Origin of the sequence: Microvirga arsenatis, assembly GCF_009910705.1 — a bacterium.
GTDB lineage: Bacteria > Pseudomonadota > Alphaproteobacteria > Rhizobiales > Beijerinckiaceae > Microvirga > Microvirga arsenatis.
The window spans coordinates 1-22,565 of sequence record NZ_JAAAXJ010000032.1 but is presented as its reverse complement, the minus strand read 5'-3'; the positions used below and the strand labels follow the sequence as shown (position 1 = coordinate 22,565).

Below are 22,565 nucleotides of genomic sequence, written 5' to 3'. Positions count from 1 at the left end.
GATACCAGCGCACGCAGAGCAGGATTACGGATCGATCAAAATGCCTGCCCTTGAACACTTATTCCTCCGCCACTGAGACCTCCACCCAGTAGCTGAAACTCTGAAACAAACCGTTTGCGACGGATCCCGCCGGGCTGCTACCTCCCAGTAAGTGCGCTCGGCGCCGGACAATGGATCGTCAAGGAAAGGCGAGTTCCTGATTTGTTCTATCTTAGCGTATAATCAGGAACAGATCTTGCGCTGGCCCCACATCCCGTGCGGAAGGCCCTCATACACCTTAAGCGTGCCATTTCTGACGAGCTTGACTGTTAGCAGGACCGAGTTGGCAATCGGGACGATCTGGTTATCGTCCCCGTGCATGATGAGCATAGGCACGTCGATTCGCGTGAGATCCTCGGTGAAGTCAGTCACGGAGAAGGCCTTGATGCAATCGTAATGGGGCTTGATGCCACCCATCATGCCCTGGCGCCACCAGTTGTCGACGACCGCCTCGGAGACCTTCGCACCGGGACGGTTGAAGCCATAAAACGGACCGGCAGCGACATCTGTGTAGAACTGGGCTCGGAAGCCGTCGAACACCTCGGTCGGCAAGCCGCCAGGGTTCCTCTCCGACCTGACCATCACCGGCGGCACCGCTCCGACCAACATCGCCTTGGCAACCCGAACCGGCTCCGCCCGGGCGACGTAATGTGCGAGCTCGCCACCACCGGTGGAATGGCCGACATGGATGGCATGCTTTAGATCAAGGGCTGTGACCAGTTCGGCGACATCCGCCGCATAGGTGTCCATCTCATTGCCCGTTGCAGTCTGGGTGGAGCGCCCGTGAGCGCGGCGGTCGTGTGCGATCACACGGAAGCCCTTGTCGAAAAAGAACTGCATCTGGCTGTCCCGATCGTCGGCACTGAGCGACCAGCCGTGATGGAAGACGATTGGCTGCGCGTCGTTCGAGCCCAGTCCTTGTAGAAAATCTGTGTCCTATCCCGAGTTGTGATCATGCTCATCGTCTTCTCCTTGTGTCAGCCGAACGAGAGGCTAAGCTTAAGAGGATCGTTTGACAGGCTTGTGGCGTGGCAGCGCTATCGGAGGCCAGATAGCCCTTCAACCTACCTCAAGGTGCACGAAGGGCTCGCGCGGCTGCCGAAAGGACCGCTTATGAGTCAACAGCGAAATTCCCTGCCCTTCAGAAGCGCCCGGTGTTTCCTGCTTAAGTAGACGTTTGGCCTACTTCCGCCTTGTGCCAGCAGCAGGCCTTCCAACGCAGCTCTGCATCGGGTGTCTCACGTAACTCGTCCCGATTGATAGTTGCGGGTTTGAAGTAGCCGCGGCCCCTGGTCGCCAACTTCAACTCAGCGACAGAACAACGCCTCCAACGCTAATCCCAGCACCTGCCAAGCGGTGAATCATCTGGCGCTTACCAAAAGCGTGGCCTAATACGAGACCCGTCCCATGCAGAAGGCCGGTAGCCGAGACAAAGCCAAGACAATAAAGGGCTGCTGCGGCTTCCGTCGGCATCTCAGCTCCATGGGCGTAGCCGTGGAAAATGGCAAATGCTCCGGTCAGCATCATGGCTACGGAGATGCGGCAGCGGATCCTGGCAGCCAGAATTGCGCCGAGGATAACCACTGACAGGGCAATGCCCGCCTCGATGGCAGGAATTCCAATGCCCATAACACCCATGACGCCGCCGACGAGCATCATAGATGCGAAGGTTGCCGGAACGGCCCAGAGAGCCCGCTCTCCGAGCACGGCGGCGAAGAGACCGACTGCCACCATGGCCAAGACATGGTCAAGACCGCCAAAGGGGTGCGCCAAACCGTCGACCAAACCTGAAGCTGAGTGGATGCCCGTATGCGCAAGGGCCGGCATGGCCGTTACCACCATGGCGGCGAGTAGAAAGGACTGCTTCAATTTCATGGGATGCTCCTGTCAGGCGGCCGCGGAGAGGCCGCCGGCCCGTTCGATGAATTGCGCGATGGCGTCGACGCCGACACCGCCACGGATGTTGCTGAAGACATAAGGGCGCTGGCCGCGCATGCGCTTCGTGTCCTCCTCCATGATAGCGAGATTCGCGCCGACGTAGGGCGCAAGGTCGATCTTGTTCACCACTAGAAGGTCCGACCGGGTAATGCCGGGTCCGCCCTTGCGTGGGATCTTCTCGCCTCCTGCCACATCGATGACATAGATCGTCAGATCCGCGAGTTCAGGCGAGAAGGTTGCGGCCAGGTTGTCGCCGCCGGACTCCACCAGCACGATGTCGAGCTCAGGAAATCGCTTCCGCATCGTGGCGATGGCCGCGAGATTGATCGAGGCATCCTCACGGATTGCCGTGTGCGGGCAACCGCCCGTCTCCACGCCTATGATGCGCTCAACCGGAAGAGCGCCCGCCACCGTCAGCAGACGGGCATCCTCCTTGGTGTAGATGTCGTTGGTGATGGCACAGATGTCGTAGCGCTCGCGGAAGGTCTTGCAGAGCGCCTCCATCAGAGCGGTCTTGCCGGAGCCGACCGGCCCGCCGATGCCGACACGAAGAGGTCCTGTCTGTGATTTCATGAGCGGAAAAGCCTCGTATATTGGTTTTCATGATGAAAGGAGCCGAGATCGGCCCGAAAGGTCGCGCCGCCGATATCGTCGAGAGATAGGTTGATGGCCTCCTGCGCGATCCCTTGCACGGTCACGGCCAAGGCAGCGCAGACTCGGATGCCAGCTGTCTGCCCGATCGGCGCGAGCCGGATGGCTGCCGAGACGAGCGTTTGCACGAGACCGAAGAGGTAGGCGTTCAGGGTGATCGGGAGAGGAACACCATGCGCTGCAGCCGCCATGCCAATGGCAATGGGGAATGCCACCTCGCCATCTAAATGGCGCAAACCCGGAGCGGGCCAAGCAGCCAGAGTTGCGTCGAGGAAGCTGCGCCCCTGCTGGCTCGTCTCGAGGTACAACTCGGCGGAGGAGGAGAGCGCCAGGGCAAATTCGTTGACATTCACGAGCGCGGCCTCATGGCCTGCCGCCACGGCCCGATAGGCGTGGCTCAGCAGGATCGCGTCGTTGCGGCCGAAGCCGAGCGTCATCTGATCCCTCAGCCACGCGACGAGCGTCTTCTCGTCCGCCACGTCCCCTGCTTCGACTGCCCATTCCAGCGTGTGGGAATAGGCATAGCAGCCGACCGGGTAGGACGGGGACAGCCAGGCGAACAGCGGCAGGATGCCATGGCCCTTCTCCACAACCTGCAGCAGGAGCGCATCATCCATGGCCGTGTCCGTGGTGATGGCCGGAATGGCCGCCGTGCTCGTGCTGGTGGTATGCGCCACGAACCGGACGGAACGGGCGCTGGACGATCTCCGTCTTGGCTCCGAGCCCATGCAGCATCTTGAGCAGCACATGATCGTAGGCGATGTATATCGCCTCCCGGCTGATTTCCGCCGGCACGTGCCGGTTGCCGATGTGCCAAGCCAGGGTGAGGAGATCGAGCGGATCTTCGGTCGAGGCCTCAATGAGCTTCTCAGTCGCTGCCTTCACCTCAACGAGCCAGCCGCTGTCGAGGCGAATGGCGTCTCCGTCCTCCAGTACGTCGGCCCTGTCGAGGTCGAGAAGGAAGGCCGTGCCGCCATCGGCGTTCAGCAGGATGCGACGTCTGTGTCGGTCACCGTGTTCGAGGGTGATAATGTCGACGATGCGGTCGGAATCGACGGCGTCGCGGCGGACAATGGATGTGGCGCGAATCATGATCAGAACAGGAAATAGCGTTGAGCCATGGGGAGAATTTTGGCCGGCTCGCAGACCAGAAGCTCGCCGTCGGCGCGGACATCATAGGTCTCCGGGTCGACCTCGATGACCGGCGTGGCGCCGTTCAGCACCATGTCCTTCTTGCCGATCCCGCCGCGAACGTTCTCGACGGCGACAAGCTGCTTTTGGACACCGAGCCTTCCTGCAAGCCCATTCTCGACGGCGGCCCTGGACACGAATGTGAGGGAGGTCGCCGCTACTGCCCGTCCATAGGCTCCGAACATCGGACGGTAATGCACCGGCTGCGGCGTCGGGATGGAGGCGTTCGGATCACCCATGAGTGCCGCCGCAATGGCCCCGCCCTTGATGACGAGATCGGGCTTCACGCCGAAGAAGGCCGGTGTCCAGACGACGAGATCGGCGAGCTTTCCGGACTCGACGGAACCGACATGCCCCGATACACCGTGGGCAATGGCAGGGTTGATCGTGTATTTCGCCACATAGCGCCGGACACGCAGGTTGTCGTTGTCGCCGGTTTCGCCGGGCAGCGGCCCGCGCTGCACCTTCATCTTGTGAGCGGTCTGCCAGGTGCGGATGATGACCTCGCCCACGCGGCCCATGGCCTGGCTGTCGGAGGACATCATCGAGAGCGCGCCGATGTCGTGAAGGATGTCCTCGGCCGCGATGGTCTCCTTGCGGATGCGGCTTTCGGCAAAGGCCAGATCCTCGGGAATCGACGGGTCGAGATGATGGCACACCATGAGCATGTCGAGATGCTCGTCGATGGTGTTGACCGTATACGGGCGCGTCGGGTTCGTGGAAGATGGCAGCACGTTGGGAAGCCCTGCCACCCTGATGATGTCCGGAGCGTGGCCGCCGCCCGCCCCTTCCGTATGGAAGGCGTGGATCGTGCGTCCTTTGAAGGCGGCAATCGTATCCTCCACGAAACCCGACTCGTTAAGCGTGTCGGTGTGGATCATCACCTGCACGTCATAGGCATCGGCCACCGACAGGCAGCAATCGATGGCCGCAGGCGTGGTGCCCCAGTCCTCGTGAAGTTTGAGGGCGCAGGCGCCGGCTTCGATCATCTCCTCCAGTGCACCGGGCTGCGAGGCGTTGCCCTTGCCTGTAAAGGCGAGATTCATGGGAAAGGCGTCTGCCGCCTCGACCATACGGGCGATATGCCAGGGCCCCGGCGTGCAGGTGGTGGCGAATGTGCCGGTGGCCGGCCCGGTGCCGCCGCCGAGCATCGTCGTGATGCCCGACATCAGCGCCTCTTCAATCTGTTGCGGGCAGATGAAGTGGATATGCGAGTCGAATCCGCCCGCCGTGACGATCTTGCCCTCACCGGCGATGATCTCGGTGCCCGGGCCGATGATGATGTCGACATTGGGCTGCACGTCCGGATTGCCGGCCTTGCCGATCCCGGTGATCCGCCCTCCCTTGATGCCGATATCACCCTTTACGATACCAGAGTGATCGAGGACGACCGCATTGGTGATGACGGTGTCGACCGCACCTCCGGCACGGGTCGCCTGTCCCTGCCCCATTCCATCGCGGATAACCTTGCCTCCACCGAACTTCACTTCCTCACCATAGGTCGTGAAGTCCTTCTCGACCTCGATGACAAGCGAGGTATCGGCGAGCCTGATCCTGTCACCTTTGGTGGGGCCGAACATGTCGGCATAGGCTGCGCGCGGGAGCGAAGCGGGCTTTCTTCCATTCGTCATCAGAGGGCACCCATCACGCCGTGGCGGAAACCATAGACCTCGCGCTTGCCTGACAGCGGGATCAGAACAACCTCGCGCGTAGAGCCGGGCTCGAACCGCACCGCCGTGCCGGGCGCGATGTCGAGGCGCATGCCGCGTGCCTTCTCACGCTCGAAGGACAGGGCCGGATTGGTTTCGAAAAAGTGGTAGTGGCTCCCGACCTGGATGGGACGGTCGCCTGTGTTCGCCACCGCCAGCACGGTTCGCGGCGCACCCTCGTTGAAGACGATTTCGCCATCCTGCGCCATCACTTCGCCAGGGACGTCCTGGGAGGCTGCGCCCCGGATCGGATGATGCACGGTGACGAGCTTGGTGCCATCAGGGAAAGTGGCTTCAACCTGAACATCATGGATCATCTCGGCCACGCCCTCCATGACCTGATCGGCGGTGACGACATGGGCGCCGGCCTCCATCAGCTCGGCGACGGAGCGCCCATCGCGCGCACCCTCCACCACCGTATCGGTGATCAGGGCAATCGCCTCCGGGTGGTTGAGCTTCACGCCGCGCTCCAGGCGGCGGCGTGCCACCATGGCCGCCATGGCGATCAGGAGCTTGTCTTTTTCGCGAGGTGTCAGTTGCATTCCAAAATCCTAGCTGAGCCAGACGCGAGGCAGGGGCTCGCCACGAAAGGCGAGGAGGAACGGGCACATGGCGGCCCGTAGCGCCTCGATGGAGACCGCACAGAAGCGCACGGCGAGAAGGCCGTTCCAGGCGCTCGCAGCCGCATCGCAGCCCTGCCTGGAGGATAGCTGTTCGCGCACCAGCTCCAGGCGAGCCTCGGCATCTGGGGCGACATGAATCAATGTTGCGATGGCACGGGCACCTTTACCAATGCTCGGCTTCTGTAGCAGGTCGGCAATGGGCCCGCAGAGCCGCAATGTGTCGGCATAAACGAGGCGTGATCCTCGGCGGATGCGCCAACGGTCAATGAAGAGTCCATTCGCGATATGCTCCGCCCTGGCCTCACGCCCGAAGACCACGGCCTCCAGCAAGGTCAGGCGCGCATCCTCGGCGATGGTTGCCTCGAGTTGCCGGTCGAGCCTCGCCTCATCGAACAGGATCGTCTCCTGCGGGAGCCAATCCAGCTGGGCCCTTGCTCCTGCGGTGAGCTTGACCGACAGCTTTGAGACCGGCCCGTCCGAGCGATAGACCTTCTCCGCCGCAGGCGTCGCAACCGTCACCGAAGCACCGGAGCGCGCCTCGACTTCCACGGTGAAGCGATCCCCACAGGCGATGCCGCCCGCGGTATTGACAAGAACGGCATCGAGCCCTGTGCCCTCTCCTTTCGGCAGGCGAATGCGCATGGAGCCGCTTTCCTCGATCTGCATCGGCCGGGTCCGCCCATTAAGGGCCGCCGCAGCGAACGACACACGACCGACCGCCCGCTGGCGCTGCGTCGGAACACCGTCAGATGGCAAGGCGCTGACGAACATCGTTCCCCTCCAGCGCTGCACGGTCGCCATGCTGAACGATCTCGCCACGCTCCATCACCACGAAGCGGTCTGCCAGATCACGGGCAAAGTCGAAGTACTGCTCGACGAGCAGAATCGCCATGTCCTTGCGACCACGGAGGTAAGAGATGGCGCGACCGATATCCTTGATGATTGACGGCTGAATGCCTTCCGTCGGCTCGTCGAGCACGAGGAGGCGCGGGCGCATGACCAGCGCACGGCCGATGGCAAGCTGCTGCTGCTGCCCCCCTGAAAGATCCCCGCCCCGCCGCCCAAGCATGGATTTGAGCACCGGGAAAAGCTCGAACACCTCCTCAGGGATCTGCCGCGGGCCGCGCTTCAAGGGGGCAAAGCCCGTTTCGAGGTTCTCCTTCACCGACAGGAGCGGAAAGATCTCGCGCCCTTGTGGCACATAGGCGATGCCGCGGGCTGCACGCTCGAAAGGTTTCAGGCGCACGATACTTTGCCCTTCGAAAAGAATGCTGCCGCCGGAGATCGGCCTATGGCCAGCTATGGCGCGGAGCAGCGACGTCTTTCCCACACCGTTGCGGCCGAGGACGCATGTGACCTCCCCTACGGCGGCACCGACGGACACACCGCGCAGGGCTTGGGCTGCGCCGTAATGGAGAGACAGGTTTTCGACTGCGAGCATTGTCATCGCCCCAAATACACTTCCACCACGCGCTCGTTCGCACTCACCGCATCGAGCGACCCTTCTGCCAGCACAGACCCTTCGTGCAAGCACGTGACCTTGACGCCGAGATCGCGCACAAAGGTCATGTCGTGCTCGACCACAATCACAGCCTTGCTCTTGGCAATGTCACGGAGAAGGTCGGCAGTGTCGGCGGTTTCCTGATCCGTCATGCCGGCAGCCGGCTCGTCGATCAGCAGGAGCTTCGGCTCCTGCGCCAGCAGCATCCCGATCTCGAGCCATTGCTTCTGCCCGTGAGACAGCTCGCCCGCTCTGCGATGTCGCTGGGCTGTGAGGCGCACTCGCTCCAGGAGAGCGTCGATCCTCTCCCGCTCTTGGTTGGCTTGGCGCGAGAACAGGGTCGCCAGAGGCCCGCGCTTGTTCTTCAGCGCGAGAAGCAGGTTGTCCTCGACCGTATGCATCTCGAAGACAGTTGGGGTCTGGAACTTGCGACCAATGCCGAGTTCGGCGATGGCCGTCTCATCGAGAGCGGTGAGATCGTGAGTGCCTTCGAACAAGGCCGTGCCCTCGTTGGGCTGCGTCTTTCCGGTGATTACGTCCATCATGGTCGTCTTGCCGGCCCCATTTGGCCCAATGATGGCGCGCATCTCCGCATGGTCGATGACGAGCGACAGAGCGTTCAGCGCCCGAAAGCCATCAAATGATACAGTAACATTTTCGAGGTAAAGCAGGGTTGGGGTAACCGGCGCGGTCATGGCTCACTCCGCCGCTTGGGTGAAAGGTTGAGGTGACCGGCGCGTTCGCAGCCTTCGGCTGGAACGCTCCCACAGATCCCCAGCGGCTCCGAGAATCCCGCGAGGCATGAACAGCGTGACGAATACGAAGAGGCCCCCTAAGGCGAACAGCCAGAACTCCGGCAGCGCCGCCGTGAACCAGGTCTTTCCCGCATTGACCAGCAGCGCCCCGAGAATGGCTCCGGCAAGAGTCCCGCGTCCGCCGACGGCCACCCAGATCACCACCTCAATGGAGTTGGCAGGAGCGAACTCGCTTGGGTTGATGATGCCGACCTGGGGTACGTAGAGCGCACCCGCGACGCCCGCCAGCATGGCGGACAGGGTGAACACGGCAAGCTTGTAGTGCTCGACCCGGTAGCCGAGGAAGCGCGTGCGGCTCTCCGCATCGCGCACGGCCACGAGCACCTTGCCGAACGTGGACCCCACGACCCACCGGCACAGCAGATAGCCGCCCGCAAGCACCAGGACCGACAGCACGAACAGGACTACTCGCGTGGAGCCGGCCTGCACTGGGAAGCCGAGAACCTCCTTGAAGTCCGTCAAGCCGTTGTTGCCGCCGAGGCCCATGTCGTTACGAAAAAAGGCCAGCATCAGCGCGAAGGTCATGGCCTGGGTAATGATGGAGAAGTAGACGCCCGTGACGCGGGATCTGAAAGCAAACCAGCCGAAGACCAGGGCAAGAGCTCCCGGCACCAGCAGCACCATCAGCGCAGCGAAGGGAAACCAGTCGAAGCCGTGCCAGAACCAGGGCAGCTCCTTCCAGTTCAGGAACACCATGAAATCGGGCAGGATCGGATCTGCATAGGCACCACGCGGCCCGATCTGACGCATGAGGTACATGCCCATGGCATAGCCGCCCAAAGCGAAGAATGCGCCGTGCCCGAGGGAGAGGATGCCGCAGAACCCCCAGATCAAATCGACGGAGAGTGCCAGCAGGGCCAAGCAGACATACTTGCCGAGCAGAGGCACAAGGTGATCCGAGAGGTGCAGCGCCGATCCGGGCGGCACCAGTCCGTTCATGGCCGGCACCAGGATGGCGGCGGCAGCCAGGATCGACAGAACAAGAACGGTCTGTCGGTCGAACAGGTATTGGGTTCTCATGCTTCAACCACCCTGCCCTTGAGCGCGAAGAGGCCGCGCGGACGCCTTTGAATGAAGACGATGATGGCGATGAGCAGGGCGATCTTGCCCAGCACCGCGCCCGCATAGGGTTCGAGCAGCTTGTTCGCGATGCCGAGGGTCATCGCGCCCACCAGCGTGCCCCACAGGTTCCCGACGCCGCCGAACACGACCACCATGAAGCTGTCGATGATGTAGCCTTGCCCCAGGTTAGGACTGACATTGTCGATCTGTGAGAGCGCGACGCCAGCGATGCCGGCCACCCCTGATCCCAGGCCGAATGCCAGCGCGTCGACGCGGCTGGTCCGGATGCCCATGGAGCCTGCCATGCGCCGGTTCTGCGTGACGGCCCGCACGTAGAGCCCCAGCGAGGTGTATCGCAGCACGAGGAGCAGGATCGCGAAGACCGAGAAGGCGAAGACCACGATGGCGATGCGATTGTAGGTCAGGCTCATCGCCCCGACGTCCAGCGCGCCGCTCATCCAGGCGGGTGTTCCGACCTCGCGGTTGGTGGGACCGAAGATCGTGCGGACGCCCTGCTGCAGGATCAGCGATATTCCCCACGTGGCGAGCAGGGTTTCCAGAGGCCGACCATAGAGAAAGCGGATCACCGTTCTCTCGAGGAGAACGCCGACCGAACCCGCAACCAGAAATGCAAGCGGCAACGCGATGAGGAGCGATGCTCCGAACAGGCCAGGGAAATAGGAGCGGATGAGTTCCTGCACCATGAACGTGGTATAGGCCCCCAGCATCACCATCTCGCCATGAGCCATGTTGATGACGCTCATGGTGCCGAACGTAATGGCAAGGCCGATGGCGGCCAGCAGCAGGACGGACCCGAGGGAGATGCCGTACCAGACATTCTGGAACGCCTGCCAGAACGCAAGGCGGGCCCGGATGCCGTCGGCGGCTTTTCCTGCGGCCGCTACAACTTCAGGCGGTGCGTGAGCCGGCAGGTTGGACAGGAGAGCGAGAGCTTCCTGATCACTCCGATCCCGCAGGGTTTGGACGGCGGTCAGCTTCTGCGTCGGCGGGGCATCCTGCTTGCTCAGGAGGATGGCGGCACGGGCAGTCTCCAAAGCGTTCCTGACAGGAACATGGCTCTCCTGTGCAATGGCTTTCTCAAGCGCGGGCAAGGCGGCCTCGTCCCGGGAGCGGAACACGGCGCGTGCGGCCTCCAGGCGCTTCGCGGCATCGGGATTGAGCAATGTCAGGCTGCCGAGCGCAGCCTCGATGGCGCGACGCACCCGGTTGTTGAGACGAACCGGCTTCAGCTCACCAGCCGGATTGCCCCATGCCTGACCGGTCGCGGCATTGATGAGGTCTCCGGAGGCTCGGCGAATGAAGACCTGTCCGGACCCGACGAGGAGCCGCCCGTCGCGCAGGGCTTCGATGACGTCCACGGCCAAGGGATTGCCACTGGCGGCAACGGCACCGATTGCGGCATCCGTATCCGCATAGCTGTCACTGGTGAACCTGGGCAGAGCTTCTTCGTAAGGTCCCGCCAGAGCAGCAGAGGCCATGCCGAGCAGCAGAAGGAAGGCCCGCAGGAATTTGCGCAGAACAATCATGAAATGAACTTTGACCGGAGGGAGCGTGAGGGCAGCAGCAGCCGCCCTCATCCTTGAAGGTTTAAGAACCGCACTTCTTCGTGACGGTGTTGTAGTTGCCGCACTTGAGGGTTTGCCAGTCGGCGACAAGGTCCTTCGAGCCCTCCAGATGCTTCGACCATGCATCGCCGGCCACGAGATCATCGGTTTGCCAGACGGTGTCGAACTGACCATCCGCCCTGATCTCGCCGATCAGCACCGGCTTGGTGATGTGGTGGTTCGGGAGCATCTCCGAGACTCCACCTGTGAGATTCGGGACCTTGATGCCAACAATGGCATCGATCACCTTATCAGGATCGGTTGTGCCGGCTTTCTCGACGGCCTTCACCCACATGTTGAAACCGATCACATGGGCTTCCATCGGATCGTTGGAGACGCGCTTCGGGTTCTTGGTGTAAGCCTTCCATTTCTCGATAAAAGCCTTGTTCTCAGGCGTATCGACCGACTGGAAGTAGTTCCAGGCCGCGAGGTGCCCGACGAGAGGCTTCGTGTCGATGCCTGCGAGTTCCTCTTCGCCGACCGAGAAGGCGACAACCGGAATGTCCGTCGCCTTCACGCCCTGGTTGGCGAGTTCCTTGTAGAACGGCACGTTGGCATCGCCGTTGATCGTGGAGACGACCGCCGTCTTCTTACCTGCCGAGCCGAACTTCTTGATGTCGGCGACGATGGTCTGCCAATCGGAATGTCCGAACGGCGTGTAGCTGATCATGATGTCCTCGGCCTTCACGCCCTTGGACTTCAGATAGGCCTCCAGGATCTTGTTGGTGGTGCGGGGATAGACGTAGTCCGTTCCGGCCAGGACCCAGCGCTCGACCTTCTCTTCCTTGGCAAGATAGTCGACGGCCGGAATCGCCTGCTGGTTCGGGGCAGCGCCCGTGTAGAACACGTTCCGCTCGCTCTCCTCGCCTTCATATTGGACCGGGTAGAACAGGATGTTGTTGAGTTCCTTGAACACCGGCAGCACCGACTTACGCGACACGGAGGTCCAGGCACCGAAGACAGCGGAAACCTTGTGCTGGCTGATGAGTTCGCGGGCCTTCTCGGCGAAGAGCGGCCAGTTGGAAGCGGGATCGACGACGACTGCCTCAAGTTTCTTGCCGAGTAGACCGCCTTTCTTGTTCTGCTCTTCGACGAGCATCAGCATGACGTCCTTCAGGGTCGTCTCGCTGATGGCCATCGTACCCGACAATGAGTGGAGAACCCCTACCTTGATCGTTTCCTCTGCTTTTGCGGCCTGCGCCGTGGCGCTCGAAACCAGCGCCGCTGCAGTCAGCGCCATCAGGTTTCTACGCGTCATGTCGAATATTGACATAGGTCCTTCTCCCTTGCCTGCCCTGTTTCAGGTGCAGCGAGGGATCACTATGCAAGAAGCATGCCACGGCCGCCGGAGAGATAGCGACCTGACAAGATGATGACCGAGGCAATTCGTCAGCTAAAGGAGTCTGCTCAGAAAAGTGGCTAAAGCTCAAAGATGAGGCTTATGAAACAGTGCTGCGATGTGTGGCGGAATGTCTCCTTCGGGTGAGATGGCGACATAGACCGGAGGCATCAGAGGCCCGCTCTGCACTTCATTGTGAGGGTATCAGACGAGCTTTCGGACGTGCCCCTCCAATGTCGGCGCTATGGCGAACAAGGTAGCGGAGGTAGTGGCCATCCTTTTCGCCTTCGTCGACGGCCTTGGCGGCTTCCTGGAGCGCGTCCACGTCGTCTTCGTCTGACGGCAGAACCAGAGCTGGCTCTTCTCCCGGGAGCCATACCTCGGGCCGGTCAGGTGTAGGACCGAATGCGAGATCGCCGGTCCGGTTAAAGCTGCCAAGCGCCAAATATTCAGCCATACCCAGAGTGAGGTCAGGATACACCAAGTGCAGGATACCTCGCCCCCAGTTGTCGGGAGCCTAATTGTGGAAGACGAGGTGAGCTTCGAAAGGCGCCGAAGAAACTGACCTGGCTCTAAGCGGAAGCCCCACGGGTCTAACGCACGGTGCTGATCCTTGAGATAGCTCCTCGCATACGCAAATCAGCTGATACGCCGCTCTGTGCCCTCAAAGACCAACTCTCCGGCCGGATGGAACGATCCCTCGGCAAATCGAAAGACGATCAGCCGGTCGATGCGGCCGCGATTAGAAGTCTGCCACATCGGTTCTCGCTCTGGCCCGCTTGCGCCCCTCAGCTATGTCTAAGTCATCTCCTATGGGATCGGACGCGAGGATCTCGCCGAGGCGCCCGGTATAGCCAAAGACAGTCAGGGCTTTCAGAAGCGCGCCAATGGACGTCCCTGCGTTCCCTTTTTCCAGGGCAACGACAGTCAAGCGGCTGACACCCATCCGTTCGGCAAGCTCGGCCTGGGTCAAGTTGCGACGGAGCCGAGCCAGCTTTACCGTTTGACCAAGCCTCTCAAGCGCGTCCAATTCATAGGTAGACAGGGCAACGACAGCTCTCATGTCTATTTATTTACCCCAAGAGCGGCTTACTGTCTATATAAATATACAATATCTTAGGAATCGACCATCCGTCTGCAATCTAAGCGAACGCAAGCTCGGCAGCGGCATTAAAATGCCGGTTCAGAGTACGAACGGCTTTGATCGCGCTCTATCACGTTGAGACAGCCCTGATCAAACAGGTCCAAGCTGTTCAGGTGCAGGTTTATATCCGCCTGATGCTCTCGCGGATGCAGTTCCGGTTCCAGCCGCCGAAAAATCGGGCCGCAAAAACAATAAAGGAAAGTTGGACCTTACCGAAGATCCTCACATAGTAGAGGCAACCCCCTACAAGCGCATTGCTCGCAACACTACCGGCATCGAACCTCTCATCTATTCCTCGTTCGCGATTAGGTAATTTCGCCACGCTCCTTTGCCCCATCCCTGCGAGAATATGCGCTCCTCCGCTTCGGCTCCGGTGACGGCCCGTCCCTCCAGACGCGAGAGTTCCGATGCAAGCGCCAACACGGTTCCGCAATACGCCTCGTATACCGCTGAGGGGTTATCGTCGCTCACCCTCCAGCTATCCTGACCATAGTTCTTAATCAGCTTTATGCTCCTGCGTCCGGTGAGGAGGTGGATCGACCGGGCGGTCCATTGGTCCATAATGAACCCGCGCTCGGCATCAAGATTGCGGGCGCCACAGAAATAGATGAGCTTCGTGAAGTATGCTGGTCCTATGTTCGTTAGCGCCCCACTGGTTCGCATGAGTTGAAACCGGTTATAGGCTTCCGATCTGGAGAAAGGAGCAGACCTGAGTTCATCGATATAATGCAGCCAGGACTGGCGTAACTGCCACGCCGCTCGTCCATGCACTCGATGCATCGCTCCCCAGCTCATGCACGTGAAGAACACCTCAGCAGCGGAAGCCGAACTCAGGCAGACTGCTTCCACTTCCTTTCGACCGATGGGTCGCTTCGACAGCACAGCGGTTTCCGCAAAGTCATTGGCGACATCCGCAGCCCATTTGGCAGGAACCATCCCGAATGTCCCCTGTGGCACGTAGCCAATGCGAGACAGCTCAATCAAGTGCTTTTCGACAAACAACATTGGTGGAAGACCCGAGGAGGAGAGAACCTGTGCCAAGGTTGAGCTCGGCTTTCGTGTATAATCATCTTCTATGATACCCGATCTGGTGTGATATCTAAACCTGGAGCAGGAGAGAGCCGCTCACGCGGCCAGTCTGGTGGGATCTCACTGACAGTCCGGAAGCCCTGTCCGAAGCAGACTCATCGGCTGTCACCCCAATGGCGGCCGTTCGTGTCTCAGGATCAACGCGCACGTCGGGGCGGTACGCATCGAATGCCATCACGCTCTCCTTGGCTCCTTGCCCGCCTGCACCCGCAACAGCGCCATCACCATGGGCCCAACCGAGAACTTACCCTCTCGGGCCCGCTCCGTCAGATTTCGTAGGTAACCACCGGCACTCACGATCATCTCGGACCGCTGCAGCATCGCAGCAACCACGATGGCTGCATCCTCTTCGCCCATCACAGCACAGGCATCCTCCCAGGCTGAGGGGCTGATTCCGAGGGCGCCTCTTACAACGCCGGCCGCGGTGACCAGCTCGCGCCAGGTAGAAATCCCCTGCCCTCCCTTCGTGTACATCGCAATGTCGGGGCAGGCCTGCAGCACCAGGGTCAAGGAAAAGGCCCGGGTGGGAGACTTCCTGGCTTCAGGCTCTGGCGCCGAGGTTTCTTCCAGCCTTCTTTGAAGGCCCTGTTCAGAATCTAAAAGGATGTTTGGTTTTGAATTCTGATAGTGACGCTCACTATGAGACTCATAGACGCTCATATTCGTTGGTTTGAGTTGAGATTTCAACGTGTTGTCCACCTCGGACCAGAGAGCCCGCAAATCGGAGGCAATCGCTTCCAATGCGGGGGGCTCGGCGCTGCGTGGCGGTGCCTCGTTGAGAGCATCGAATCGTGCTGACAGATCAGCCCACGGACCAGGCAGATCCTCCTCGAGAGCGACGGCAATTGTTTTGCTAATGTCGCGGCGAAGCACCGTGATTTCTTCGCGCAACAGGTAACGGGCTTTCCTCTCGGCTCGGGCCTGATCCGCCAAACTCTCGAACTCGGCAGCGCGCGCGACGAGCGGTGACAGGTCGAATCCGAAGGCCTGCTCAATGGCCCCCCCCTCCCCTCTTCGGGCGTAGCGCTTGCCGTTGGGACTGTCGCGCCGGATCACCAGACCTGCCTGCACGAGAGCCGCCAGATGACGCCGCAGCGTCGCCGGCGACATGCCATTAGCCCGGAAGGTCAGGGCTTTGTTGGACGGAAAGACGATGAGGTCGGATCCGAGCTGCAGGGTCGTGTCTTGGTGAAAGGTGAGGAGCGCGTTGAGCACGCTCAGGGCCCGATCGGAGATGCCAAGCGCTGTCTTGGCCTCCCTCAGATTGTCCAAAACCTTCCATTTGTCGGCCAAGGCCTCCTTGGGCCCTGCCTCTGCGACTGCTCGCGCGGCCACCATGGCCAGCGACAGAGGCCGCCGGCCGAAGGGAGTTGTCGATTGATGCGCTGTCATGGCGTTGACCTTCTTCAGGCCAAGCGTGTCCGTTCCCAGAAGCAGCGGGGCTCCTGAGGCGGTAGGCAAAGCTCAGGTGTTCGGAGAAATTGGCGTTTCCCCGTTGACACCGGATTCGCTGTATGGGACTTTAAGGGTGTTCAGGGTCCTCAAAGCCCCATTGATTTCCACGGCCTCCGGAGTTGGCGCTTCGGGGGCCGTTGCTTTTCCTACGTCGTCACGCCGTGGCGCTTCTCCTCTGGTTGGTTACTCGATTGACCTGATCGGCCGGCTTATCGCCTGAGGCGAGAATCGGTCGATAGGACTTCATCCAAGCCTCCACAGAGTCGTGCGAGAGGCAAGAACTATAAAATCTCTGAAATTCCTCAGAAATTCGGAGCGAGAAAATAGCAAATTCAGACCTGGCTCGGTCTACGTGAAATACCCGATCAGAAATCGTGACATATCGCGCGACTGTCTTTTCAGGAGAGAAGCGTGCGACATCTTTCAGCCTGACGTCGCGCCAGCTGATGGGTAAAGTTTCGTTCGCAGAGCTGCCGGTACTTCTGCCACCAACTCTTATGATCTGCGCTGGGGGTGCCCAGCTCTTGAACGATGCTGTGAGCATCGCACCCTCCTTATTTGGGCAAAGCAAGAGCGTTCACCGAAAGCCGATGTTCATTGACTTCGGATTGTCGGGCTGGCATAAAGGTGTCGTGAAACAGACCTAGCTGCCGGCCCTCGGTAGCCCCAGGGCCTCAGAGTTACCAGCTCTGGGGCCCTTTGCTTTGCCTGATTGCCTAACTGGTGAGATTGACCTCCTTGCGGACAAAAGCAGCTGCGAGAGCAGCGTGGATGGCGTCCTGCCGCGTCTTGAACTGACCCGCCGAGACAGCCTCATCAAGAGCAGCGGCCACAGCGGTGGAGACCCAGACATTCATCTCTCGGTCTCCCCTCTCTCGCCGCTGCTTGCGGAAGCGCTTCGTCCGTTCAATCGCTCTTGGGTTCGACATCACAGCCAACCATCTTCTCTCGTGCATAACGAGGAACGCACGATTCGATGTTGCAGTGGAGTCAAAATGCAAGATTGAATCAGAATCGGGCCAGATTCCTCTGGAAAACTTCACTGCTTGTTAACCGTCGGCCTTTTCGCGCTGCGACTCAAAGGCTGCAAGCAGCTCTGGCAGTTTGTCGAGCAGGTATTGGCCGAACGCTGGAGCCACCTTCTCATCGATCTTCAGAACAGTGACGGAAGCAGTCCGCTCAGCGCGTGCAAACTGACGGCCTTTTGGATCTTTGATGGTGATAGGAGCGCCTGTGTCCTTGAATGGTGTGATAGCCTTCGCGACCACCGCAAAACGGGCGTCACTATCGAGAGCCCTGAAGTTCTCCGATGCGATCGCGGCCTCGGCTTTCTTGATCTCAGACTTCCCCTTCAACCCGTCTGCAAGAGCCATCCAGGAGCGCCGGCCTGTTTTGGGTGCAGGACCAATACCCTCGATCAAGGATGCAGGAATTCGTGCGACGATCGACAGCATCGTTGAGAGATCGGTCTTGTGAACCGATAAGGCTGCCGTAATGGTTGCCCGGCTGAAGCCCTTGCGTTCGAGATGGTGGGCAAAGAGTGCCCGCTCGATGAACGACAAGTCTTCCCGTTCGTTATTCTCCTGGCCCTGCGCAATGACGAGCTCTTCATCGCTCAGGTTACGAACGATTGCGCGGACTTGGCGCCCCAGCTCTTTAACAGCGCGCAGCCGCCGATGTCCGAACGCAACCTGATAATGGCCTTCCTTCTCTGGATGCGGCCGCACGAGAATGGGGATGAGCTGACCGTTCTCGCGTATCGCGTCGACGAGACGCTGATGGGCGTCCTCTGAATTGGGCAGACGATCGGAGACAAACGAGGGGTCGATCAGTGTCGGGTCGAGTTCGACAACGGTCTGTCCCTGAGCGAGCTTCTGCTCGATTTCCTCCGCTCGTTGTGCCTTGGCTTGAAACTCATTGAGCGATTGGCCCAGCGCACCGACAGGACGTGCAGCCGGGTCTGCAACAAGGCCAGGTGCATTCAGAAGCGGTCGCACACGGCTCCTCGGAGCGCGTGCGTCAATATTCTCGGCCTGCTCCGCTGGCACGTCATCGGGTGTAGGCCGTGCAATCAGAATTCCCTTTCTCATGTCGCAGCCCTCCCCCAGGCCTTGTTGATGAGCGCTTCGATTTCAGCATTCACGTTGGTGACAGATTCAATGGCCCGATCATACGTCGCGCGGTTGAATTGCTGGCGATCCACTTCAAACAGAGTCTGGTTCGTGATTCCGGCGTCAGACACCGCCGTGCTCTTGAGCATAGGGTGATTGAGGACGGCCGACCCGAAAATGGAACGCAAGAACGCGACCATCTGGTTCTGTGGCCCGTCTCCAGGCTCGAAACGGGTGATGAGATAGTTCATGAAGTCGAAGCTGCCTGAGCCCCCTGCTCTTCCGATTTCCTCGAGAAGATCGCCGGTCATGATCAGGAACTGGTTCATCGACATCACATCGAGCATTTGCGGATGCACTGTGATGATCACACCTGTTGCAGCGCTGAGCGCAGAGAGTGTCAGGTAGCCGAGCTGAGGCGGACAGTCGATCACAACGACATCGTAGAGGTCCTGCACCTCTGCCAATGCTTGGGCGATACGCGCGAAGAAAAGCGTGTCGCCTGCTTTGCGAGTCAGGAGCGCCCGGGGCGTGTCATGCTCGAACTCCATGAGCTCCAGGTTTCCCGGGATGAAATGCAGGTCTGGGATGTACGACGCCTGCACGATCTCAGAGATTGGTCGGCGCTCGTCGTCATATCGCAGCGCACCGTAAAGTGTCTCATTAGGCCCAACGTCGAGTTCAGGTTGAACGCCGAACAGCGCCGTCAAACTGGCCTGCGGGTCGAGGTCGATCGCGAGCACGCGATAGCCGCGAAGAGCAAGATACTGGGCCAGGTGCGCGGTGGTAGTCGTCTTTCCGCTACCGCCCTTAAAATTCATTACCGAGATCACCTGCAGGTGTTCGCTGCCGGTTCGGTGGGGCAGATACCGACGCGAGCCACGCGATCCCTGATCGAGCACTTTCCGGAGCTCGTGGATGTCCTGCACCGAGTAGGAACGGCGACCGTTCACCGTCAGTGGGACGGGCCCCCTCCCCTCAGAAGCGACCTGTCGTAGATACCCCTCGTGAATACCAAGGAGCTTTGCCACCTCGGACGGGGAAAAGTTCCGGATCGTCTTTTCAGACGATGGCGGGAACGAATTCCGAATGTGGAGCTGCAGTTGCCTCGAAAGATCAGCAGCATGAGCCTGGACAACCGTGCGAAGTTCCCTTGGCTTTGGATTCTCGGCGCTCGTTGCACTTGGCACGCTGTTTCCCCTTTGCTCGCATCTGCGGATTTGAGAGCAGATTGCGCATTTTTCCGCAGATGGCAAGCTACACCGATTCGAGCGGCGGGAGCAAATTGTTTCATGTTGCCAAAAGGTTAACGGCAGGAGCGGTTGAGCCACATGTTTGCCGGTGCAATTTTTTCAGCGCCGATTGATTGCAAGGTCATGCCCGTTTGGCTTTGCGATCTGAAGAATAAGCCGCGCCAGGGCAGCCCGGATAGCTTCGTTTAGGAGACCAGCTCCCTCTCGGCCTCCAATTTAGGATCGGAGACAAGCTCGAGCTCGTCAACGGTTGTCGGGTTGGCCAGCGATTGCAACAAACGTGCCCGGTCATCGTTGCAGAGAGACACCCCCGCGTGGATGTGCTCCGGTTTCGAGTGATCGCAGATGTCATAATGCTTGCAATAAGCTCTTTCGCTTGTTGCTCTTGCACCGAGTTCTTTCTGCCAAGCTGCGCTCGGGGGAGCCTCCGCATGAACGTTGTCTCCTGTGCCTCATTCGTGCTCAACCTGACCAGTTGACGGTAATCGTTTCTCGCGCATCTCTTCAGTTCCAGGAGGCTCGGCGCACGAATTCGCGATGAAGATCGCCATGCACCCAACGAGAACAGCATCGTCGCCTGAGCCAGCGTCTCCCAGACTTCCGGCGCTGCGATCGAGAAGAGCTGTGGCCTCATGTTCTTTAGCGAGTCCTCTCTGGTGTGTCCGCGACACAGAATCGTACGACACGGCGGAGGTCTTTCGGCCGGACCACTTCTTGAGTGGCACCAACTTGGAGTACGCTGCCGCGCCGTCTCGAATTGCTCACGGGTGAGGCTGATGCAGGCGGGAGGAGGTCCGCCCTACCCTGGGCTAAAGTGCGGGGGTGCTTCGGGATGTGGCTGAGCTAACCGGGTTCTAATGACCTCCGACCGACGTTCACGATCAGCTCCCTTCTCAAGCATCGATAGTTTCATCCTGAAGCTCTTGCCGCCCTCTATTGTTAGCCAATGCATCCTCCTTAGCGGAGCACTGACGAGATAGACGACCGCTCACTCGTTCATCCTTGCCACTCCAGGTATGCTCCAATATGCGCTTCCTGCTCCGAGCTCCGGGCAGCCATCTGGCTCTCCGATGAACGCAGCCTGGGAAACCGATCTTTCCTCCCGCCGGAATTTGCCGCGGCAAATTGGCGAGCTAGGCACGAGCTCAGGCTGCCCCAAATTCAGTGTCGGCGAGCACCCCGTCGAGAACCGTCCATTCCGGATCTCATCCCCCACTCGGAGGTCAGCGAGCAGATTTCCGCCGGGACGTGAGAAGAGGATGACCGCACGCGTCTTGCCTTGCATGGCCATACGGAATTCAGCCTCATTACCGACCTCGATCTTCTCTTCGACTTCGATCGTGGGAGACGCTGAACCAACCCTTTGAATCTTGGCTATCGCCACACTCTTGGCTTTCGACGGGATCCCCGCCAGTACAGCTACCAGCATCGTGCCAAACGCTTTTGATGTTCCCGAGCTGGTCGGCTTGGGCTCGTCAATAGCCAATAAGTATCCAGCCAGAAGTGGGCCGGTTTGGTAAATCTTACAGTCAAGCTACGATCGAACGACGGCTAGATCCACCCTTTGATGTTTGCCGCGGCAAACTCTTTCGTTTCGTCGCGCCGCCGCGTGTGTTTAGCGAGAAAAACCCGAGAAGCCCAACACCCCAACCCACCCCCAGACTGCGCCGGCACTAGGCTTCAAGAGTTTGCCGCGGCAAACTCTCCTCTGCAAAACTGCTCCTTGGATCCGCGGGGAAGCGTTAGGATTGCCGCTGCCGGCTCAGCGATTGATCGCGAGGACGCAAGTTTTCCATCCGTGCCGCTGGTGATAAACGCCAGATACGAATTCAGCATACATCACTCCGAGGGCGCGGCCCAGCTTCCATGTTTGCCGCGGCAAACGATTTGCTGCCGACGCCTTCCGTGCGGGGCGAGAGCAGCCGGTGCCGCACACTGATCCGCTCGCTTTGTACGGATCCCCATTCGCCCAGCAGACCTGACCGGAGTCACTCGGATCGGAGTCAATTTAAGGAGTTTGCCGCGGCAAACTCTTCCAGGAGACGATAAGCAGCATTCTGGTTTGCCGCGAGAGAGTGACACTCCGATTGCTCTAGAGCTTCACCCTTACCAGCTTGGAAACCTCGCGTGGCTTGGAGTGTATGCCGAGGCGGCCTCCCTGTGTCCGAAGATCTTGCGCAGCTCGACGGCCCTAATCTAAAAGTGCTTTGGGAACGAAATACCATCAACAAGTTTGCCGCGGCAAACTCACGTCTTATCTGCCATTCTCGTCCGTGGAATTAGTTGCGAACCCCTACAAGCCGAATGACACGCATTGCTTACATCTCTGACCTCCACCTGGAGGAACGCGAAGACCCATCGCCTCTAGGCGTTCCTGACGGCATGTTCCCGGTCTATGGCAGCCTGTCCCTGCCATTGGTGGTCGAGGCCGATGTATTTGTGCTGGCCGGGGATACGCATCCTGATCCGGCCGTCAGAGCTAATGTAATCGCGTGCATTAAGGATCAGTTAGAAATCCCGGTGATCCATGTAAACGGCAACCATGACTACTATGGCTCACACTTCCCAAACGATGGTGGTGAGGTGTTCACGGTTAATGGCGTGCGGTTCGCCGTGGCAAGTCTTTGGACTTACTTGACCGGACATGCTGTCAAAGAGGCCACCCGTTTTCCCGACTTCAACAGGATCAAAGGCGCGACAATCCAAAGGTGGAATGACCTGCACTTAGCCCATCTCAGTTTCTTGGAACAGGCGAAGGCGGATGTCATCGTCACACACCACGCCCCTTTCCTCGGATCCGTCCACAAGGATTTTATGGGCGATGTGTTGAACGGGTTCTTCGTGAACAACCTTGATCCGAACCGCTTTCTAAAGACCAGACTGTGGATCCATGGCCAGGTGCCGTCTGGGATGTGGTGGACTTTTGAGAGGGTGGCGTAGTCTCCGGGTGTTGAAGCCCACAAAACGGGATTCGGGCGTTGGAGCGCCAGGGTCCCATTGGAGACCACGCCATGACGGAC

Annotated in this window: 20 protein-coding genes and 1 pseudogene; 1 reads left to right on the top strand and 20 read right to left on the bottom strand. The window is 59.9% G+C overall.

Annotated features, from left to right (window positions below; genetic code table 11):
• Positions 1-222: 222 nt before the first annotated feature.
• From GR303_RS23220 to GR303_RS23130, 20 genes and pseudogenes are all read right to left on the bottom strand, one after another.
• Positions 223-1,001, bottom strand: a pseudogene (locus GR303_RS23220) (alpha/beta fold hydrolase).
• A 340-nt stretch (positions 1,002-1,341) separates the two neighbouring features.
• A complete protein-coding gene (locus GR303_RS23215) occupies positions 1,342-1,914 on the bottom strand; it encodes a HupE/UreJ family protein (RefSeq protein WP_161726707.1) in 573 nt (190 codons plus the stop codon).
• A gap of 12 nt (positions 1,915-1,926) precedes the next feature.
• Positions 1,927-2,550 (bottom strand): urease accessory protein UreG, encoded by a 624-nt coding sequence (gene ureG, locus GR303_RS23210; RefSeq protein ID WP_161726705.1) that lies wholly within the window; start codon positions 2,548-2,550, stop codon positions 1,927-1,929.
• Entirely contained in the window at positions 2,547-3,245 is a 699-nt protein-coding gene (locus GR303_RS23205) for an urease accessory protein UreF (protein WP_161726703.1), read from the bottom strand. Before GR303_RS23205 ends, ureG begins: the two co-directional genes overlap by 4 nt.
• Positions 3,238-3,720 (bottom strand): urease accessory protein UreE, encoded by a 483-nt coding sequence (locus GR303_RS23200; RefSeq protein WP_161726702.1) that lies wholly within the window; start codon positions 3,718-3,720, stop codon positions 3,238-3,240. Before GR303_RS23200 ends, GR303_RS23205 begins: the two co-directional genes overlap by 8 nt.
• Before the next feature lie 2 nt (positions 3,721-3,722).
• Positions 3,723-5,450, bottom strand: a complete 1,728-nt coding sequence (gene ureC, locus GR303_RS23195) for an urease subunit alpha (protein WP_161726701.1) — start codon at positions 5,448-5,450, stop codon at positions 3,723-3,725.
• Complete coding sequence (locus GR303_RS23190) at positions 5,450-6,070, bottom strand: urease subunit gamma (RefSeq protein WP_161726699.1); 621 nt, start codon at positions 6,068-6,070, stop codon at positions 5,450-5,452. Before GR303_RS23190 ends, ureC begins: the two co-directional genes overlap by 1 nt.
• A 9-nt stretch (positions 6,071-6,079) precedes the next feature.
• Positions 6,080-6,922, bottom strand: a complete 843-nt coding sequence (locus GR303_RS23185; protein WP_161726697.1) for an urease accessory protein UreD — start codon at positions 6,920-6,922, stop codon at positions 6,080-6,082.
• Complete coding sequence (gene urtE, locus GR303_RS23180; protein WP_161726695.1) at positions 6,897-7,592, bottom strand: urea ABC transporter ATP-binding subunit UrtE; 696 nt, start codon at positions 7,590-7,592, stop codon at positions 6,897-6,899. The genes GR303_RS23185 and urtE overlap by 26 nt, the downstream gene beginning before the upstream one ends.
• A gap of 2 nt (positions 7,593-7,594) precedes the next feature.
• A complete protein-coding gene (gene urtD / locus GR303_RS23175) occupies positions 7,595-8,347 on the bottom strand; it encodes an urea ABC transporter ATP-binding protein UrtD (RefSeq protein ID WP_161726693.1) in 753 nt (250 codons plus the stop codon).
• A gap of 3 nt (positions 8,348-8,350) precedes the next feature.
• Positions 8,351-9,487 carry an urea ABC transporter permease subunit UrtC gene (urtC, locus tag GR303_RS23170; protein WP_161726691.1) on the bottom strand — a complete coding sequence of 379 codons (1,137 nt, stop codon included), beginning with the start codon at positions 9,485-9,487 and terminating at the stop codon, positions 8,351-8,353.
• Positions 9,484-11,076 (bottom strand): urea ABC transporter permease subunit UrtB, encoded by a 1,593-nt coding sequence (urtB, locus tag GR303_RS23165; protein WP_161726689.1) that lies wholly within the window; start codon positions 11,074-11,076, stop codon positions 9,484-9,486. Before urtB ends, urtC begins: the two co-directional genes overlap by 4 nt.
• A gap of 61 nt (positions 11,077-11,137) precedes the next feature.
• On the bottom strand, positions 11,138-12,412 hold the full coding sequence (urtA, locus tag GR303_RS23160; RefSeq protein WP_201752204.1) for an urea ABC transporter substrate-binding protein: 1,275 nt from the start codon (positions 12,410-12,412) through the stop codon (positions 11,138-11,140).
• A gap of 823 nt (positions 12,413-13,235) precedes the next feature.
• The gene (locus GR303_RS23155; protein ID WP_161726685.1) at positions 13,236-13,556 is read right to left on the bottom strand and encodes a helix-turn-helix transcriptional regulator; all 321 of its coding nucleotides are present in this window, start codon (positions 13,554-13,556) and stop codon (positions 13,236-13,238) included.
• A gap of 369 nt (positions 13,557-13,925) precedes the next feature.
• Positions 13,926-14,678, bottom strand: a complete 753-nt coding sequence (locus tag GR303_RS23150) for an 8-oxoguanine DNA glycosylase OGG fold protein (RefSeq protein ID WP_161726684.1) — start codon at positions 14,676-14,678, stop codon at positions 13,926-13,928.
• A gap of 222 nt (positions 14,679-14,900) precedes the next feature.
• Positions 14,901-16,118 (bottom strand): plasmid replication protein RepC, encoded by a 1,218-nt coding sequence (gene repC, locus GR303_RS23145; RefSeq protein WP_161726682.1) that lies wholly within the window; start codon positions 16,116-16,118, stop codon positions 14,901-14,903.
• Positions 16,119-16,897: 779 nt separating this feature from the next.
• Complete coding sequence (locus GR303_RS24450) at positions 16,898-17,038, bottom strand: hypothetical protein (protein ID WP_201752203.1); 141 nt, start codon at positions 17,036-17,038, stop codon at positions 16,898-16,900.
• A gap of 192 nt (positions 17,039-17,230) precedes the next feature.
• Positions 17,231-18,271, bottom strand: a complete 1,041-nt coding sequence (gene repB, locus GR303_RS23140) for a plasmid partitioning protein RepB (protein WP_161726680.1) — start codon at positions 18,269-18,271, stop codon at positions 17,231-17,233.
• Positions 18,268-19,482, bottom strand: coding sequence for a plasmid partitioning protein RepA (gene repA / locus GR303_RS23135; protein ID WP_161726678.1), 1,215 nt, complete (start codon positions 19,480-19,482; stop codon positions 18,268-18,270). The genes repB and repA overlap by 4 nt, the downstream gene beginning before the upstream one ends.
• Positions 19,483-20,533: 1,051 nt before the next feature.
• Positions 20,534-21,031, bottom strand: a complete 498-nt coding sequence (locus GR303_RS23130) for a hypothetical protein (protein WP_161726677.1) — start codon at positions 21,029-21,031, stop codon at positions 20,534-20,536.
• A gap of 818 nt (positions 21,032-21,849) precedes the next feature.
• Here GR303_RS23130 and GR303_RS23125 point away from each other — a divergent pair.
• Positions 21,850-22,485 carry a metallophosphoesterase gene (locus GR303_RS23125; protein WP_161726675.1) on the top strand — a complete coding sequence of 212 codons (636 nt, stop codon included), beginning with the start codon at positions 21,850-21,852 and terminating at the stop codon, positions 22,483-22,485.
• Positions 22,486-22,565: the final 80 nt, after the last annotated feature.

What these genes read in the sequence shown, in the direction of transcription:
- GR303_RS23215 (WP_161726707.1), bottom strand. Translation starts at nt 1,914, where the DNA reads ATGAAATTGAAGCAGTCCTTTCTACTCGCCGCCATGGTGGTAACGGCC.
- ureG (WP_161726705.1), bottom strand. Translation starts at nt 2,550, where the DNA reads ATGAAATCACAGACAGGACCTCTTCGTGTCGGCATCGGCGGGCCGGTC.
- GR303_RS23205 (WP_161726703.1), bottom strand. Translation starts at nt 3,245, where the DNA reads ATGGATGATGCGCTCCTGCTGCAGGTTGTGGAGAAGGGCCATGGCATC.
- GR303_RS23200 (WP_161726702.1), bottom strand. Translation starts at nt 3,720, where the DNA reads ATGATTCGCGCCACATCCATTGTCCGCCGCGACGCCGTCGATTCCGAC.
- ureC (WP_161726701.1), bottom strand. Translation starts at nt 5,450, where the DNA reads ATGACGAATGGAAGAAAGCCCGCTTCGCTCCCGCGCGCAGCCTATGCC.
- GR303_RS23190 (WP_161726699.1), bottom strand. Translation starts at nt 6,070, where the DNA reads ATGCAACTGACACCTCGCGAAAAAGACAAGCTCCTGATCGCCATGGCG.
- GR303_RS23185 (WP_161726697.1), bottom strand. Translation starts at nt 6,922, where the DNA reads ATGTTCGTCAGCGCCTTGCCATCTGACGGTGTTCCGACGCAGCGCCAG.
- urtE (WP_161726695.1), bottom strand. Translation starts at nt 7,592, where the DNA reads ATGCTCGCAGTCGAAAACCTGTCTCTCCATTACGGCGCAGCCCAAGCC.
- urtD (WP_161726693.1), bottom strand. Translation starts at nt 8,347, where the DNA reads ATGACCGCGCCGGTTACCCCAACCCTGCTTTACCTCGAAAATGTTACT.
- urtC (WP_161726691.1), bottom strand. Translation starts at nt 9,487, where the DNA reads ATGAGAACCCAATACCTGTTCGACCGACAGACCGTTCTTGTTCTGTCG.
- urtB (WP_161726689.1), bottom strand. Translation starts at nt 11,076, where the DNA reads ATGATTGTTCTGCGCAAATTCCTGCGGGCCTTCCTTCTGCTGCTCGGC.
- urtA (WP_201752204.1), bottom strand. Translation starts at nt 12,412, where the DNA reads ATGACGCGTAGAAACCTGATGGCGCTGACTGCAGCGGCGCTGGTTTCG.
- GR303_RS23155 (WP_161726685.1), bottom strand. Translation starts at nt 13,556, where the DNA reads ATGAGAGCTGTCGTTGCCCTGTCTACCTATGAATTGGACGCGCTTGAG.
- repC (WP_161726682.1), bottom strand. Translation starts at nt 16,118, where the DNA reads ATGACAGCGCATCAATCGACAACTCCCTTCGGCCGGCGGCCTCTGTCG.
- GR303_RS24450 (WP_201752203.1), bottom strand. Translation starts at nt 17,038, where the DNA reads ATGAATGTCTGGGTCTCCACCGCTGTGGCCGCTGCTCTTGATGAGGCT.
- repB (WP_161726680.1), bottom strand. Translation starts at nt 18,271, where the DNA reads ATGAGAAAGGGAATTCTGATTGCACGGCCTACACCCGATGACGTGCCA.
- GR303_RS23125 (WP_161726675.1), top strand. Translation starts at nt 21,850, where the DNA reads ATGACACGCATTGCTTACATCTCTGACCTCCACCTGGAGGAACGCGAA.